Source organism: Devosia sp. (assembly GCF_039927955.1).
Lineage (GTDB): Bacteria > Pseudomonadota > Alphaproteobacteria > Rhizobiales > Devosiaceae > Devosia.
In genome coordinates this window covers 168,411-183,649 of the sequence record NZ_JBDSUA010000005.1, presented here as the reverse complement: position 1 = coordinate 183,649, position 15,239 = coordinate 168,411, and the positions used below count along the sequence as shown (strand labels likewise).

The window sequence follows — 15,239 nt, the reverse complement described above, 5'->3', positions numbered from 1 at the left end:
CACGCCGCCGCGCGCTGGTTAGTCTGCATTAATACATTCAAATTGAACCAAACCGAACGCTTTCTTACCCAAAGGTTAATTTTTCCGGTGAGGAACTGATGAACCCAAACTGCAAAGAACGGCAAAGGTGTGGCTTAATCACCTGTTCACCCGGACGTTCTAGGTTCGATACAGCGGAATTTGTCCACAGGCCGGATTGGCTCCGCGTTCATTCAGGGAAACACCCAATGGCACGCGGCTCCGCAGCTCTCGAAAATGCCCATTCTCCCAGTCCGGCGCGACCGGATCGCCCGATCGACCTGGTGCATCTGGCCAAGCAGTGTCTGGGTGATGCCAATCTCGAGCTCGAAGTGTTGCGGCTCTACGATACCACCATCAAAACCTATATCAGCCGGCTCAAGCTGGCGACGACGTTTGACGAGCTGGTGATCAACCTGCATTCGCTTAAAGGGGCATCCTCAGGCGTTGGGGCGTTCGGCATTGCCGATATGGCCAAGCGTGCCGAAAATGAGCTGCGCGCTGGTCGTCCGGTGACGCCTGAACAGGTCGCTGATATTGCTATCGCCGTCGAAGAGGTCGGGGTATTCATTACCGGCATGCTCAAGAACGAGCCCGCCTGAGTCTCAGAGACCTCGATGCAGCGTCCGCAAGATGTGTCCGACGCCATAGCCACATTGCCGTCCGGCCTGCATGTCGGGAAGTACAGCGATCTCAGCCTCAACAGCGCCTTCCAACCGATTTATGGGCTTGCCGCCGACGGACTGCAATTGGTCGCCTATGAAGGGTTGATCCGCCCCAGGCGCGCCGGACAACCGGTTTCCCCCGGTGAGCTGTTTGCCAATATCGATGCGCCGGACCGGCTGTTCGTGGAATCGATGTGCCGGGTGCTGCACCTGCGCAATTTCCTGCAAGCCGTGCCAATTGCCGAATTCCTGTTCATCAACATCGATCCATCGACCTACGCGTCGATCGACGTGGTGGAGCGGGAATTCGCCTTGATGTTCTCGATGCTGCACAAATACGGTCTCAGTCCGCAGATGCTGGTTTGCGAGGTGATTGAAACCGAGGCGCTGAGCGAAACCGCAATGCAGCGCCTGTGGGATATGTTGCGCAGCCACGGGGCGCAATTGGCCATCGATGATTTTGGCGCTGGCCGTTCCGGCATCGACCGCTACCGATCGATGCAGCCCGACGTGGTCAAGGTCGATGGTGACCTGTTCCGCGACATGGCTACCGATCCGCGGCGGATCAAGATGCTGCGCACCATGCTGCGCACTTTCCGTGAGGACAGCGCCACGGTGCTGGTGGAAGGCATCGAAACCGCCGAGCAACTCGACATCGCCCACCATGTTGGAGCAACGCTGTTTCAGGGCTATTACCTGGGCAAGCCACAAATCCTGCCCGCCGGCTTTGCCCTCAACCTGCCGCTCGCGCAGGCGTCGTTTGACGCGCCAAGGGTCAAAAGCCTATAGAGCGGCACCGGCATTTTCCGCCTTTTTCGATGTAAAGCTGTGGTCGCGCCTTATATAGAGCGGCTGCACACCTTCAGGCTTCCGCATTTCAATGACCATGACCGACCTGTCCGCCGACCATGACCGCAAGGCGCCCGCCGAAGCGTTCCGCACGCGCCGTACCTTTGCGATCATTTCGCACCCGGACGCCGGCAAGACCACGCTGACCGAACGGCTGCTCGCCGCCGCTGGTGCGATCCAGTCGGCCGGCGCCGTGCGCGGCAAAGCCGGTACGCGTTCGACCCGATCGGACTGGATGGAAATCGAACAGCAGCGCGGCATTTCCATTACGTCATCGGTGATGACGTTCGAGTTGAACGGCCTGACGCTCAACCTGCTCGATACCCCCGGTCACTCGGACTTTTCCGAGGATACTTATCGCACCCTGACCGCCGTTGATGCCGCCATTATGGTGATCGACGCTGCCAAGGGCATCGAAGCACAGACGTTGAAGCTGTTCGAAGTCTGCCGCCTGCGCGACATTCCGATCATCACCTTCATCAACAAGGTGGATCGCGAGGGCCTGAGCCCGCTTGACCTGGTCGACGAAATCCAGAGCAAGCTGGCGCTGGACCTCACCCCGGTCCTCTGGCCGATCGGCCAGGGTGTCGATTTCCACGGCTATCTCGATCTGCTCGAAAGGCGCGTGCTGAGCCCGCAGGGCAAGGTCATTACCGACTATGACGCAATCGAGGATCTGCTCGACAATGCGGCGCTGGTGGATGATCCGGTGTTCATGACGGCGCTCGAAACGCTGGAAATGGCCACGGCCATGCTGCCGCCATTTGACCTCGAAACCTTCCATGCCGGTCACCTCAGCCCGGTGCTGTTCGGTTCGGCGCTCAAGGGCATCGGCGTGGCCGAACTGCTGCGCACGCTGGGTGAATGGGGCCCGGAGCCGCGCCCTCAGCCGGCAATCCCCGCGCCAATCGAACCGTCCGACAAGAAGGTCTCCGGCTTTGTGTTCAAGGTGCAGGCGAATATGGACGCCAACCACCGCGACCGCATTGCCTTCGTGCGCCTGTGCTCGGGCACCTTTACCCGCGGCATGCGCCTCAAGAATGTCCGCTCGGGAAAGGACATGGCCGTATCCAACCCCATGTTCTTTTTCGGCAATGACCGCGAACTGGCCGAACAGGCCGTCGCCGGCGACATTGTCGGCATCCCCAATCACGGCACGCTCAGCGTTGGCGATACGCTCACCGAGGGCGCTACGATCAACGTCACCGGCATCCCCAACTTCGCCCCGGAAATCATCCGCCGCGTGCGCCTGACCGACCATATGAAGTCCAAGCAGATGGCCAAGGCGCTGTCGGACCTCGCCGAAGAGGGCGTCGCTCAGGTATTCCGCCGCGTGATCGGCGCCGACTGGCTGGTGGGCGTCGTGGGGCAGTTGCAGCTCGAAGTGCTGGGCGCCCGCGTCGCCAAGGAATATGGCGTGCCGATCACCTTCGAAAGCCTCAACTACGAAGTCGCTCGCTGGATCGAAAGCGATGATCCCGAAGCGCTGAAGCAATTCATTGCCGCCCAGAAGTCCAATATTGCCGAAGACCGCACTGGCGCGCCGGTATTCCTCGCCCAGAACGCCTGGTGGGCCGATCGCGCCAAGCAGGATTCGCCAAAAATCCGCTTCATGGCGACCAAGGAGCGGCATTGAGCCAGATCGAAGAATTTTTGACCGCCACCAAGGCCGCCTTTGCCGACGGCTCACTGGTGAAAATCAAGCTGGGCGCCTATCACGGCACCGAAGCTGATCTGAAAACGATCGACATCAAGAAGATCGTGGTGAAGCGTGAAGACAAGTTCAGCTTCACCTTTCACTACAAGACCCGCGACATCATCAAGAACCTGATCCAGCCCGAAGCCATCGGCCATCTGCGCACGGCGCTGGCCGAGGAGTTCCGCACGGCGGTGCTGGAAACCACGACCTTCGATCTGGCGTTCGAACGGCAGGGCGACAAGCTGCGGTTGAAGCGCACGGACGCCAGCCGCGCCGAGCCATCGACCGACCATGATCGCACCAAGAACCGCATGATCGCGCCCACCGGCAAGCCGTATCTGCACGATCTCAAGATCACCGACGACAAGGGCAGTGTGCTCAACGCGTCACAGGATAAGTATCGCCAGATCAACAAGATGGTCGAAATCTTTGCCCCGTTGATTCAGGCGATCCCTGCCGATCGGCAGGCCAGGATCGTCGATATGGGTTCGGGCAAAGGCTATTTGACTTTCGCGCTTTACGACTATCTCACCAGTATCGTTCAGCGCGATGTGGAGATCGTCGGTGTCGAGTTCCGGCCAGATATGGTCAAACTTTGCAATGAGATAGCCCAGAAGTCTGGTTTTTCGAATCTGCACTTCGAGCAGGGCGCCATCGAAAATTACGACAGCTCCGGCGCCAATGTCGTCATCGCGTTGCACGCCTGCGATACCGCCACCGACGATGCGATCCACAAAGGCATCGCCGCCGGCGCTGACCTGATCGCCGTCGCGCCTTGCTGCCACAAGCAGATCCGCCGCCAGATCGAGAGCCACAAGGCGCGGAACAATCTCGATTTCCTGCTCCAGCACGGTGTGTTCATGGAGCGGCAGGCGGAGATGGTCACCGACGGCCTGCGGTCACTGATCCTGGAAGAAGCCGGCTACAAGACCAAGGTGTTCGAGTTCATCTCCGATGCCCATACGCCCAAGAACGTGCTGATCGTTGCCGAAAAATCCCGCAAGTCCGACGCGGAACGCGCCGTAATCCGGGACAAGATCACTGCGACCAAGGCCTATTTCGGCATCGACTATCACCATCTGGAGCGGTTGCAGGGGCTGTAGCCTTACAGCAGTGGCTTTAGGCACTTTTCCTATGGCCACCATAAGCGCATAGCTCCAATAACTTGCTCCCTATCTCAGTCGCGTTTATATCCGGCCCATGACCAAGATCACCTTCGTAGCCGCCAGTGGCGAACGTATCGAAACGCAAGCCTCGGCGGGTTCGACCGTCATGGAAACCGCAATCATGAACGCGGTGCCCGGTATCGTCGCCGAATGCGGCGGCGCCTGCACCTGCGCCACCTGCCATGTCTATATCGACCCCGATTGGGAAGCGGTCGTTGGCGGTCCCTCGGCGATGGAAGAAGACATGTTGGATTTCGCCTTCGACGTGAAATCCTCCAGCCGCCTGAGTTGCCAGATCAAGGTCAAGGACAACCTTGATGGTCTGGTCGTGCATGTGCCGAGCCGGCAGGGGTAGGGTGCCCCGTCCTCCTTCGACAAGCTCAGGATGAGGGTGGTTCGAGGCTTTGCAAGAGCAAAGCGCCTCACCATGAGGACTACCGAAACATTCAGCTTCCCGGTAGCCTCATGGTGAGGCGGGAGCGGAGCGGTCCTCGAACCACGAGGGCGTGGCAAAAGGCCCCCGCAAAGTAGAATTTTCTTCTCCTGCCGCAGCAAAAGATTCATTTGGCTCCAATATGGTCCGCACTCGCGTGGCGTTCTAACGCCATGCTTCGCCGGGAAATATAAAAGCGATTGAATTTCAATGCCTTGTGCTGAAGGGCTCGGAAAGACTATTTTCCAGTCTTCAAGAAAGGGGTCAAATGGGACAACTCAACACATTTCCGTTGAGCTACAAAGTTCGGGGTCAGCGCATCGTCATCATCGGCGGTGGAGAAGAAGCCCTCAACAAAGCCCGCTTGGTCACCAAGACGACTGCATCAGTCGTGATTATTTCCCGCCACGTCGAGATCGATTTTTCCTCGGTTGAAGCGGTGGTTCTGGTGCGTCCGTTCGAGGCTGCCGACCTTGATGGGGCAGCTTTGGTCTTCGTCGCCGATCACGGCCCCGATGGCGATGCCGCCAAGCTCGCCGCGCGGGCTCGCAATATCCCACTCAACGTCGTCGACATTCCAGACGAGTGCGATTTCTACACCCCGTCGATCATCGACCGAGCGCCACTCACCATTGCGATTTCCTCGGAAGGCGATGCGCCGGTGCTGACCCGACTGATCCGGGCGCGGATCGAGGCGATGCTGTCGCCACATGTCGGTGCCATCGCCGGGCTTGCCGGCCGCATGCGCCATCGCGTCGAGGCGCTGATCGGCGACAACGCCGCCCGCCGTCGCTATTATGAGGCGTTGGTCCAGTCGCCCGCTGTGGAAACGGCCGCTTCCCGAAGCCCTGTTGCCGGCGTGTTTGAAGCCGAGACCCTGCTCGAAGCCCATGCGATTAACATCAAGATTGGTTCGGTGGCATTGATCGGCGCCGGTCCAGGTGCCGAAGACCTGCTCACCCTGCGCGCCCAGCGCCTGCTGCAGGAGGCGGACGTCATCGTCCACGATCAACTGGTCCCCGCTGCCGTGGTGCAAATGGGCCGCCGCGACGCCGAACAGATCGACGTTGGCAAGGCTAAAGGCCATCACTCGTTCTCGCAGGCCCAGATCAATACGCTGATTGTTCGCCTCGCCCGCGAGGGCAAAACCGTCGCGCGGCTCAAGTCGGGCGACCCGATGGTGTTCGGTCGCGCCGGGGAAGAAATCGCGGCGCTGCGGAAGGCCGGAATTGCCTATTCCGTGGTGCCCGGCGTTAGCGCGGCGTTAGCAGCTGCGGCCGATACGGTAACACCTGTTACCCTGCGCAAAGTGTCCAGCGGCTTCGTCATGGCGACGGCGCACGGCGCCGACGATGCCGATCTTGTGCATTGGGCGGCTTTGGCGCAGTCCGGCATGACGCTGGCGCTCTACATGGGCAAATCAATCGCCGATGCGGTGGCGGCGCGGCTGATCGGGCAGGGTGCTTCGGCCAATCTGCCAGTGGGTATCGTGGTCAATGCCGGCCGTGCGTATCGGTCGATGTATCGCGGCACGCTGAGCGGTCTGGCGAATGGGGCAGTGGAGTTTCCTGCTGGTCCGGCAATCATTTTTGTAGGCGAGGCCGTTGCGGCTGGCGATTGGGCAGATGCTGCCGAACTCGCCGCGCAGAGCTTCAAGGTGGCATGATGGAAATACTGGTTGGCAACGAATTGACCTCGGGCGCTGCGGTTTATCTCGACGCGCACGATAACTGGGTCGAAGACTTTTACGCGGCGCGGCTGTTTGCCAAGGAAGAGGCGGAGCTGCGCGACGCAGCCATTGCCTCCAGCAAGGCCACTGGGCGTATTCTGGGCATCGAGATCGAAGCGGTCACCGTCAAGGATGGTGAGCGCGTTGCCGATCGCATGCGCGAAAAAATCCGGGCCAAGGGCCCAACCACCAAGTCGATTTTCGACGGCGAAGTCTTTGACCGCCAGCATCTGAATGAGGACGGTCATGTATCGATATGATGAGTTTGACGCCGCGTTTGTTCGCGAGCGCACTGCCCAGTTCGCCAACCAGGTCGAGCGCCGCCTGATCGGTGAAATCAGCGAAGACCAGTTCCGCCCACTGCGGCTGATGAACGGGCTCTACCTGCAGCTGCACGCCTATATGCTGCGCGTTGCGGTGCCCTATGGCACGCTGAACAGCAAGCAGATGCACAAGCTGGCCCATATCGCCCGCGTCTATGATCGCGGCTATGGCCATTTCACCACGCGCCAGAATATCCAGTACAACTGGCCCAAGCTCAAGGACATCCCGCTGATCCTGGGCGAGTTGGCCTCGGTCGAAATGCACGCCATCCAGACCTCGGGCAATTGCATCCGCAATGTCACCACCGATCAGTTTGCCGGCGCCGCACAGGACGAAATTATCGATCCGCGTCCGGTGGGCGAAATCCTGCGCCAGTGGTCCAGCCTGCACCCCGAATTTTCGTATCTGCCGCGCAAGTTCAAGATCGCGCTGACCGGCGCGCCGAACGATCGCGCCGCCATCCGCTTCCATGATATCGGCCTGCAGGCCGTGACCAACGGCACCGGGGAAATCGGCTGGGAAGTCTGGGTTGGTGGCGGTCTAGGCCGCACGCCGATGATCGGCAAGATGATGAACAGCTTCGTACCCAACGAGCACCTGCTGGCTTATCTTGAATCGATCATGCGCGTGTACAACCGCTATGGCCGCCGCGATAACAAGTACAAGGCGCGCATCAAGATCTTGGTGCACGAAGAAGGTCTGGAGACCATCAAGGGCCAGGTCGAGGCAGAGTTTGCCGAAGTGCGCGGCGGTGTGCTGACTTTGCCGCAGGCTGAGCTTGATCGCATCACCGCCTATTTCGCGCCGCCCGAGTTCAAGCAGCTTGCGGCCCGCAAGATCGATATCGAACGCGAGAAAATCCTCGATCCGCTCTATGCACGCTGGCTGGAGAACAACCTCAACCCGCATATGCAGCCGGGCTATACCTCGCTGACAATTTCGCTCAAGCCGATCGATAAGGCCCCTGGCGATGCGACGGCGGACCAGATGGATGTGATTGCCGATCTGGCCGCACGCTATTCGTTTGACGAACTGCGCGTTACCCACGAACAAAACCTGGTGCTGCCGCATGTGGCGATCAGCGATCTGCGTGCTGTCTATGACGCACTGGTGGCTGCCGAACTGGCTGAAGGCAATACCGGCCTGATCACCGACATCATCTGCTGCCCGGGCATGGATTTCTGCGCGCTGGCGACGGCTCGTTCGATCCCGATCGCGCAGGCGATTTCGGTCAAGTTCCAGAAGCCTGAGCGTCAGGCCGAAATCGGCGATCTCAAGATCAAGATTTCGGGCTGCATCAATGCCTGTGGCCATCACCACGTCGGCCATATCGGCATTCTGGGCGTCGAGAAGAAGGGTGGCGAACTCTACCAGATCACCCTCGGCGGCGATGCGACCGAGCACGCTTCGGTGGGCAAGATCATCGGACCCGGTTTTGAAGCCGAACAGGTTCCCGATGCTATCGAGACCCTGGTCGATACCTATCTGGCCAAGCGCGAAAGCGCGGAGGAAAGTTTCATTTCCGCTTACCGGCGTCTGGGAGAAGCGCCCTTCAAGGAGGCTCTCTATGGCAACGCCTAACATGCTGCACTCAGACCGCAAACCCGACAAACTCCGTTCGCTGGGCATCCTGGCGCTCAACGGCATGCTCGATGAAATGGATGCCGTCGGCGTGCTGCGCAAAGCCGCCACCGAAATCCTGCCGGGCGATCTGGCGATCGTGTCGTCATTCGGCGCGGATTCGGCGGTGCTGTTGCATCTCGTCGCCCAGGTCGATCCGAGCCTGCCAGTGTATTTCCTTGAAACCGGCAAGCATTTCCCGGAAACGCTGGCCTATGTCGAAACGCTGAAAAAGCAGCTCGGCCTGATCAACGTCCACGCCATTCACCCGAACCCTGAGGACATTACCCGGTTCGATCCGAATGGCGATCTGTGGGAAACCGATCCCGACTCGTGCTGCCATATCCGCAAGACCGAACCGCTGGAGCCGATCACCGAGCAGTATGGCGGCTGGGTCACCGGTCGGAAGCGTTTCCAGACCGTGGAACGCGGGGTGCTGCCGCATTTCGAATTGACCAGCGATGATCGCATCAAGGTCAATCCTTTGGCCTACTTTACCGATGCCGATGTCAACGCCTACAAGCGTGACCATGGCTTGCCCGAGCATCCCCTGTTCGATAAGGGCTACAAGTCCATTGGCTGCGCGCCTTGCACCTCGGTGGTTGCCGAAGGGGAAGATCCGCGAGCCGGACGGTGGCGCGGTCTGAACAAGAAAGAGTGCGGCATCCATTTCGATTTCAACGGAGCGATTGCCTCGCCCATGGCCGCAGCAGTGATCCACCACCTGTATAAAGATGGCGCCTTCATCGCCGATCCGTTTCGCGCCTGGGAAGACGGTGATGACCTCGCCACTGTGCGCTACACCCATGTGCCGTTGCCGGTTTTCCTGGCCAATCGTGACGCCGCTCTGGCCAATCCGCACCCGATGGGCCTGCTGATCGTGCCCGGCGACAATATCGAGAATGCCGGGCAGGACCTTGCCCGCTTTGCCTCGGTTGCCATCAAGTTTCCGGCGTTTTCGGATGGCCGCGGTTACTCAACTGCGCGGTTGTTGTCGGAACGTTATGGCTATGCCGGCGAAATTCGCGCCATCGGCGACGTGCTGCAGGACCAGATCCCGCTGATGCGCCGCTGCGGCTTCAATGCTTTCCTGGTGGTGCATCAGCCGACCCGGGAAGCGCTGCTCGAAAACCGTCTGCCGGAAGTGAACATCTTCTATCAGCCGGTTGGTGTCACCGAAGTGCCGGTCGGCACGCGCCCCTATCTTCGCCGCGCCCACTGATATAAGTGGAGCGTACTTGTCCGGATTGGCCGGAGCCAGTTCGGCGAGACCTGAAATTGCGGGCCGCGGCCCCATAGCGATCTGAGAATGAAATGAGCACTGAAATCGTCACCGATGTTGTCGTCATCGGCGCTGGTCCCTGCGGACTGTTCGCGGCCTTCGAACTGGGCCTGCTGGATATCAAATGCCATTTCATCGACATTCTGGATCGGGCAGGCGGTCAGTGTGCCGAGCTCTACCCGGAAAAGCCGATCTATGACATTCCGGGCTTCCCGGTGGTCACTGGCCAGCAGCTCACCGACAATCTGATGGCGCAGATTGCGCCGTTCTCGCCGGAATTCCATTTCAACCGCATGGTCAATTCCATGGTCAAGCAGGACGATGGCACGTTCCGCCTCGTCACTGATGCTGATGAAGTGTTCATCGCCAAGGCGGTCGTGATCGCCGCTGGTGGTGGCTCGTTCCAGGCCAAGCGTCCGCCGGTGGCCGATATCGAGCAGTATGAAAACAAGTCGGTATTCTACTCTGTCCGCAAGATGGACGACTTCCGCGATCAGGACGTGGTCATCGTTGGCGGCGGCGATTCAGCGCTCGACTGGACGCTGAATTTGCAGCCGATCGTACGCAGCCTGACTCTTGTTCATCGGCGTGACGCGTTTAAGGCAGCGCCCGCTTCCGTCAACAAGATGAAAGAGCTGGTGATGGAGGGCAAGATCAACTTCCTGCTCGGCCAGATCGCCAAGATCGATGGCGAAAACGGCCAGCTCAACCACGTTCACCTGACCACCGATGCTGGTGATCTCTCAGTGCCGGCAACGCGTTTGCTGCCGTTCTTCGGCCTGACCATGAAGCTGGGTCCGGTCGGCGACTGGGGCCTAGAGCTGAACGACAACCTGATCGCCGTCGATACCGAGAAGTTCCAGACTTCGGTCCCCGGCGTTTTCGCCATCGGCGACATCAATGCCTATCCGGGCAAGCTCAAGCTGATCCTCTCTGGCTTCCATGAGGCCGCGCTGATGGCGCAAGCCGCCAAGGCGGTGGTTTCGCCGGGCGAACGCGTGGTGTTTCAGTACACGACGTCCTCGACCAAGCTGCAGAAGAAGCTCGGCGTCGCTTAGGTACTGGATTCCTGTTTCGCGCGATGTCATACCGTCGAACGCCGGTATCCATCTTGAGATCTCAGGATGGACCCCGGCCTTCGCCGGGGTGACACGGTGACTTTGGAAGCATCGGACGAAAGCCAGACCATGAAAATCCACGTCACCGATCAATCCGGCGCTGAACACGAGCTTGAAGGGCTTGATGGCTGGCGCGTCATGGAAGTGATCCGCGACTGGGGCCTCAATATCAAGGCTGAGTGCGGCGGCGCCTGTTCCTGCGCCACCTGCCACGTCTATGTCGATGATGGGTGGCTCGGCAAGCTGGCCGATCCCAGCGATGACGAGGAAGACCTGCTGTACTCAACGCTCGACAAGAAGCCCAATTCCCGGCTGAGTTGCCAGATCCTGCTGAGCGACGCGCTGGATGGGCTTAAGGTGACGTTGGCGCCGAGTTCGGCACAGGACTAAATTTGCAGATCATAATCCCCGGGCAATGTCCGGGGATATGTTTGTTGGCCGGACTATTCAGCGGCGATGCTGAGTTCGCGGACCTGGCCGTGATGGCCGATCCATTCGACATATTTGTCGATGAAGTTGCCGAGGAAACCAGCCGTGGTTTCATCGATCACGTCGCCCTGTTCATTGAACAGTTCCGGCTTGAACTGGAGGTAGACCTCCGGCTGGCCCATGACCACGAAGCCGTACAGCGGCAGGGTCATGCGCAGGGCGTTCTGGCCCGCTGCAGTGCCGATGGCGCCGGGGGAAGCGCCGGCGATGGCCAGCGGCTTGCCGATCCAGGAATTCTGACCCCAGGGGCGCGATGCCCAGTCCAGCGCATTCTTGACGACAGCGGGATAGGAGCGGTTGATTTCGGGCATGACGATGAACACGGCATCAGCCGCTTCGACCTTGGCCTTGAGCTCGGTGACCGAAGCGGGCGGGTTGGCCCAGAGATCATTGTTGTAGTGGGGCAGGCTGCCGATATCGACATAGTCGAACTTCAGGCGCCCGTCCGCCAGCTTCTCGATGGCCTTGGCAAGTTTGTGATTGATCGAGTTTGCGCTGAGGCTGCCGACGAGTACGGCGACGGTTTTCATGTCAGGTGTCCTGTGGTATCCGTTGGTGACTGACGCTATATGAGTGACTGTCAAAACGGTCGCAAGACGGCACTATTTCGAAACCAGAGGCACTAAAATGAAACCGGCCAGCTATGACGGGCACGACTGCCGCCCGGTCAGCGAAATCCTCGGTCAGATCAGCGGCAAGTGGACCGTGCTGATCATCACGCGGCTCAGCCAGGGCTCGATGCGGTTTTCCGAGATCAAGCGGGAGATCGGCGGGATCAGCCAGAAAATGCTGACCTCGACGCTGCGCGATCTCGAAATGGATGGCTATGTCACCCGCACCGTAACCCCAACAATTCCGCCGCGGGTGGACTATGAATTGACCGAACTGGGCCATGATTTGCGTGGCCCGCTGACCGCTGTGGGCGCCTGGGCGGTCGAAAACCGCGCGCGGGTGCTGGAGGCACGGCGTCACTATCTCGATGCGCATCCAGATGCGGTGCCGTCGCATACCCCTCATGTTGGGTTGCTGAAACAGGCGGCCGAATAGTCATGGTGCGGCCTTGAGGCCCTGGGTGACGTTGACCAGTTCGCCGATGAAGTCTTTCACCACCGGCTGCGGCTGGGTGGTGAAGGGCAGGGGCCGGACGACGCGCATCGCGGCAATGCCGACGCGTACGGTCATCAGGCCGTTGACGACGCCTTCGCCGAGCCGCTGCGAGAGTTTTGCCGCCAGCCCCTGGCCGACCAGTTGCTCGACTATGCCATCGGTGAGGACCAGGCCGCCGGTGACGGCGAGATGGGCGAGGACCGCGCCAGTGAGCCGCCAGAAGCCGAAGAAGCCCGGGCGGGCGCCGTAGAGCGCCGCAATGGCTCCGGCGAGGCGAACGCTTTCGTAGATGACAAAGGCGATGTCGACCAAGGCGCGGGGTGACACCGCCGTCACCAGCGCCACCCGACGGGCAGATGCAGCGGTGAGGGCCTTGGCGCGCGCGTCGAGTGGGGCCATCAGCGCGCGTTCGCCGAGGTGGACGATCTCGCTGCCATCGAATAGGTGTCTGGCATTGTCAGCAACAGCCTGGCGGGAGCGGGCCATGTCGGCGCGATCGGCGTAGATGGCCTCAAGGCTTGCCAGCACCTGATTGGCCTGATGCTGGTTGTTGTTGAGCAGAGCCGCAGCCGCATCGCGCCGCAGTTTGTCGAGCACCCGCAGGCGGCGCAAAGCCAGGACTTCGCGCAGCACCAGCACGGCGAGCGCCAGCACGAACAGCGCCAGCACGACGATGCCGGCCCAGCCCAGCCATTCGTAGCGGACGAACAGGTCGCGGATCAGCCGATCGGCCATCAGGCTGAGGCCGAGCGAGACCAGGATACTGCCGGCGCCCCAGGCGAGGCGACCGATCCAGCCCATCTTGCGGATGGTCGGGGTGGTCAGCGCGTCCTCGATTGGCTCATCAAAGCTCGGTTCATCCTCGGTGACCTTGGCCGGGACAAAGGCGCGGGGGGCGCGGAACTCTTCGCGGTCATCATCGATGGTGGCGGTGGGGCGAGCGACGGGTTGTTTCATTTCAGCCGGTCTCCCAGCAGGAAATCGAGGGCGCGGTCGAAGCGGATATGGGGCAGAACCACATCGCCGCTGGCATTGCGGTCGAGCTTTTGCGGCGGCACGAAGCGCAGGAAGTTCAGTGACACCGGGGTGCCGTCTTCGAACAGTGAATCCGGCCGTTCCGGCAAGTCACCGGGAAACAAGGCGATTTCGGTCTTGCCGTCATACTTGACCTTGCCCAGTGTCTCGCCTGCCATTGGCGTGCCGATGATGGTGGGCAGGGTTTCGCCGGCTTCAACGATAGTGCCTTCGCGGGTGGCGCGAATGCCGGCCAGGGCGATGGAGCGGGTCTCGGCGCCAGCGAACTGCGCCTTGCGGCTGGCATTGGCGACGAGGCGGTTGAGGATGGCTTCGAGCCGGTCATGGCTGGTGTGGTGGACGTGATCGGCCTTGGTTGCGGCAAACAGGATGCGATCGATGCGGCGGGAGACCAGCCGGGTCAGCGGATTGCTATCGCCCTGGCGGAAGCAGGACAGCACCGAGGTCAACGCGGTTTCCAGATCAGCCACGGCGGCAGGGCCGGTGTTGAGGGCGCGCAGCGTATCGACCAGCACGATCTGGCGATCGAGGCGGGCGAAGTGATCCTTGAAAAACGGTCGCACCACCTGGTTTTTATAGGCCTCGTAGCGGCCTTCCAACATCGCATAAAGGCTTGACGAGCGGACCGGTTGGTTGGGTTGCGGCAACGGCGCGAAGGTCAGCGCCGGGGAGCCTTCGAGGTCGCCGGGCAGCAGGAAGCGGCCGGGCGGCAGGGTGGACATGGCGTTGTCCTCCCGGCTCTGGCGCAGGTAGGCGGTGAACGCTGTCGCCAGCTTTTCGGCGTCGGGGTCGTTGGCGGGCTTTTGCGGATCGATGGTGGCGAGCAGGTCCAAAAACGGTTGTGCCTCGCGGGCCGACGATAGGCGGCTGGCGCGTTCAAGGGCTTCGCGGCTCCAGTCGGCGAAGCTTAGGCCCAGCAGCGGCAGGTCGAGCAGCCATTCGCCGGGGTAGTCGACAATATCGAGATTGAGCGTGGTTGGACCGCGCCAGCCGGAGAGCCAGTTGGAGGACTGGTATTTGAGCACCAGCCGCAATTGCGAAATGCGGCGGGTGCTTTCGGGCCAGATCGGGGTCTTGCCGGTCAGCGCTTCGAGGTGCTGTTCATAGGCAAAGCGCGGGATGGTGGCGTCGGGATATTCGGCCAGGCGCGCGCCGATGAAGCGGCCTTCGGCCAAAGGCGTGAAACCGGGCAGGCGGCCGCCGGTCAGCAGATTATGCACCAAGGCGGTGATGAAAATGGTCTTGCCGGCGCGGCTCAACCCGGTGACGCCGAGCCGCATTGTCGGCGTGAACGTGCCAGTGGCGGCGTCGGCGAGATTGGAGAGGGCGATGCCGAGTTCGTCGACGATCGTGGTCGGTGATTGGGGCAGGGCAGCGTCCTCCAAGGTCACGCAGAACTTAGGATTTTGCCGGCTGAATGCAAGACCGCATGGACGGCAAGACGCGCCGGACGGGGAGACCTCCGGGTTTGACTGGATTGACGGGTCCCGAGGCGCATGGCGTCCCGAAGATAATGTGTAGGTGAGACGTCAAGCGCCTCGGGACGCCGGGTTTTATGGCGATGACGCTCAGTGCCGGACTTTGCGCTGTCCAGGCTCATGGCCCATACGCCCAAGGGAAGCACGGTCCTCCCCTCTCCCGGCAGTCGCCTTGTCATTGGCCGTTGCAACGCCGTCCGCAAGACTGATGGGGGGATGATAGCGCA

15 protein-coding genes are annotated in these 15,239 nt (G+C 60.8%); 12 read left to right on the top strand and 3 right to left on the bottom strand.

Annotation, left to right across the window (positions count from 1 at the left end):
- Nucleotides 1-227: 227 nt before the first annotated feature.
- From ABIT12_RS02845 to ABIT12_RS02795, 11 genes are all read left to right on the top strand, one after another.
- Nucleotides 228-620 carry an Hpt domain-containing protein gene (locus tag ABIT12_RS02845; RefSeq protein ID WP_348043135.1) on the top strand — a complete coding sequence of 131 codons (393 nt, stop codon included), beginning with the start codon at nucleotides 228-230 and terminating at the stop codon, nucleotides 618-620.
- A gap of 15 nt (nucleotides 621-635) precedes the next feature.
- Nucleotides 636-1,472 (top strand): EAL domain-containing protein, encoded by an 837-nt coding sequence (locus tag ABIT12_RS02840; RefSeq protein ID WP_348043130.1) that lies wholly within the window; start codon nucleotides 636-638, stop codon nucleotides 1,470-1,472.
- Nucleotides 1,473-1,563: 91 nt separating this feature from the next.
- Nucleotides 1,564-3,168, top strand: coding sequence for a peptide chain release factor 3 (locus ABIT12_RS02835; RefSeq protein ID WP_348043128.1), 1,605 nt, complete (start codon nucleotides 1,564-1,566; stop codon nucleotides 3,166-3,168).
- Nucleotides 3,165-4,334 carry an SAM-dependent methyltransferase gene (locus ABIT12_RS02830; RefSeq protein ID WP_348043126.1) on the top strand — a complete coding sequence of 390 codons (1,170 nt, stop codon included), beginning with the start codon at nucleotides 3,165-3,167 and terminating at the stop codon, nucleotides 4,332-4,334. The genes ABIT12_RS02835 and ABIT12_RS02830 overlap by 4 nt, the downstream gene beginning before the upstream one ends.
- A 97-nt stretch (nucleotides 4,335-4,431) precedes the next feature.
- Nucleotides 4,432-4,752, top strand: coding sequence for a 2Fe-2S iron-sulfur cluster-binding protein (locus ABIT12_RS02825; RefSeq protein WP_348043125.1), 321 nt, complete (start codon nucleotides 4,432-4,434; stop codon nucleotides 4,750-4,752).
- A 346-nt stretch (nucleotides 4,753-5,098) separates the two neighbouring features.
- Nucleotides 5,099-6,496 carry a siroheme synthase CysG gene (gene cysG / locus ABIT12_RS02820; RefSeq protein ID WP_348043123.1) on the top strand — a complete coding sequence of 466 codons (1,398 nt, stop codon included), beginning with the start codon at nucleotides 5,099-5,101 and terminating at the stop codon, nucleotides 6,494-6,496.
- A complete protein-coding gene (locus ABIT12_RS02815; RefSeq protein ID WP_348063280.1) occupies nucleotides 6,496-6,819 on the top strand; it encodes a DUF2849 domain-containing protein in 324 nt (107 codons plus the stop codon). Before cysG ends, ABIT12_RS02815 begins: the two co-directional genes overlap by 1 nt.
- Entirely contained in the window at nucleotides 6,806-8,464 is a 1,659-nt protein-coding gene (locus ABIT12_RS02810; protein ID WP_348043119.1) for a nitrite/sulfite reductase, read from the top strand. The genes ABIT12_RS02815 and ABIT12_RS02810 overlap by 14 nt, the downstream gene beginning before the upstream one ends.
- Nucleotides 8,451-9,725, top strand: coding sequence for a phosphoadenylyl-sulfate reductase (locus tag ABIT12_RS02805; RefSeq protein ID WP_348043117.1), 1,275 nt, complete (start codon nucleotides 8,451-8,453; stop codon nucleotides 9,723-9,725). Before ABIT12_RS02810 ends, ABIT12_RS02805 begins: the two co-directional genes overlap by 14 nt.
- A gap of 92 nt (nucleotides 9,726-9,817) precedes the next feature.
- A complete protein-coding gene (locus ABIT12_RS02800) occupies nucleotides 9,818-10,843 on the top strand; it encodes an NAD(P)/FAD-dependent oxidoreductase (protein WP_348043115.1) in 1,026 nt (341 codons plus the stop codon).
- A 129-nt stretch (nucleotides 10,844-10,972) separates the two neighbouring features.
- On the top strand, nucleotides 10,973-11,293 hold the full coding sequence (locus tag ABIT12_RS02795) for a 2Fe-2S iron-sulfur cluster-binding protein (protein ID WP_348043291.1): 321 nt from the start codon (nucleotides 10,973-10,975) through the stop codon (nucleotides 11,291-11,293).
- Nucleotides 11,294-11,346: 53 nt separating this feature from the next.
- On the opposite strand, the gene ABIT12_RS02790 is transcribed toward ABIT12_RS02795, so the two are convergent.
- Nucleotides 11,347-11,922 (bottom strand): NADPH-dependent FMN reductase, encoded by a 576-nt coding sequence (locus ABIT12_RS02790; RefSeq protein ID WP_348043113.1) that lies wholly within the window; start codon nucleotides 11,920-11,922, stop codon nucleotides 11,347-11,349.
- 97 nt (nucleotides 11,923-12,019) lie between these two features.
- Between ABIT12_RS02790 and ABIT12_RS02785 the strand changes: the two genes are divergently transcribed.
- Nucleotides 12,020-12,439, top strand: coding sequence for a helix-turn-helix domain-containing protein (locus tag ABIT12_RS02785; protein WP_348043111.1), 420 nt, complete (start codon nucleotides 12,020-12,022; stop codon nucleotides 12,437-12,439).
- Here the strand turns inward: ABIT12_RS02785 and ABIT12_RS02780 are convergent, their stop codons facing one another.
- Both ABIT12_RS02780 and ABIT12_RS02775 read right to left on the bottom strand, forming a co-directional pair.
- Nucleotides 12,440-13,456, bottom strand: coding sequence for a TIGR01620 family protein (locus tag ABIT12_RS02780; RefSeq protein WP_348043109.1), 1,017 nt, complete (start codon nucleotides 13,454-13,456; stop codon nucleotides 12,440-12,442). It abuts the gene before it with no gap.
- A complete protein-coding gene (locus ABIT12_RS02775) occupies nucleotides 13,453-14,904 on the bottom strand; it encodes a YcjX family protein (RefSeq protein ID WP_348043289.1) in 1,452 nt (483 codons plus the stop codon). Before ABIT12_RS02775 ends, ABIT12_RS02780 begins: the two co-directional genes overlap by 4 nt.
- Nucleotides 14,905-15,239: the final 335 nt, after the last annotated feature.

Excerpts from the sequence above, each read along its gene's own strand:
- cysG (WP_348043123.1), top strand. The coding sequence starts at position 5,099 with ATGGGACAACTCAACACATTTCCGTTGAGCTACAAAGTTCGGGGTCAG.
- ABIT12_RS02815 (WP_348063280.1), top strand. The coding sequence starts at position 6,496 with ATGGAAATACTGGTTGGCAACGAATTGACCTCGGGCGCTGCGGTTTAT.
- ABIT12_RS02835 (WP_348043128.1), top strand. The coding sequence starts at position 1,564 with ATGACCATGACCGACCTGTCCGCCGACCATGACCGCAAGGCGCCCGCC.
- ABIT12_RS02810 (WP_348043119.1), top strand. The coding sequence starts at position 6,806 with ATGTATCGATATGATGAGTTTGACGCCGCGTTTGTTCGCGAGCGCACT.
- ABIT12_RS02790 (WP_348043113.1), bottom strand. The coding sequence starts at position 11,922 with ATGAAAACCGTCGCCGTACTCGTCGGCAGCCTCAGCGCAAACTCGATC.
- ABIT12_RS02825 (WP_348043125.1), top strand. The coding sequence starts at position 4,432 with ATGACCAAGATCACCTTCGTAGCCGCCAGTGGCGAACGTATCGAAACG.
- ABIT12_RS02785 (WP_348043111.1), top strand. The coding sequence starts at position 12,020 with ATGAAACCGGCCAGCTATGACGGGCACGACTGCCGCCCGGTCAGCGAA.
- ABIT12_RS02840 (WP_348043130.1), top strand. The coding sequence starts at position 636 with ATGCAGCGTCCGCAAGATGTGTCCGACGCCATAGCCACATTGCCGTCC.
- ABIT12_RS02780 (WP_348043109.1), bottom strand. The coding sequence starts at position 13,456 with ATGAAACAACCCGTCGCTCGCCCCACCGCCACCATCGATGATGACCGC.
- ABIT12_RS02805 (WP_348043117.1), top strand. The coding sequence starts at position 8,451 with ATGGCAACGCCTAACATGCTGCACTCAGACCGCAAACCCGACAAACTC.
- ABIT12_RS02800 (WP_348043115.1), top strand. The coding sequence starts at position 9,818 with ATGAGCACTGAAATCGTCACCGATGTTGTCGTCATCGGCGCTGGTCCC.
- ABIT12_RS02845 (WP_348043135.1), top strand. The coding sequence starts at position 228 with ATGGCACGCGGCTCCGCAGCTCTCGAAAATGCCCATTCTCCCAGTCCG.
- ABIT12_RS02795 (WP_348043291.1), top strand. The coding sequence starts at position 10,973 with ATGAAAATCCACGTCACCGATCAATCCGGCGCTGAACACGAGCTTGAA.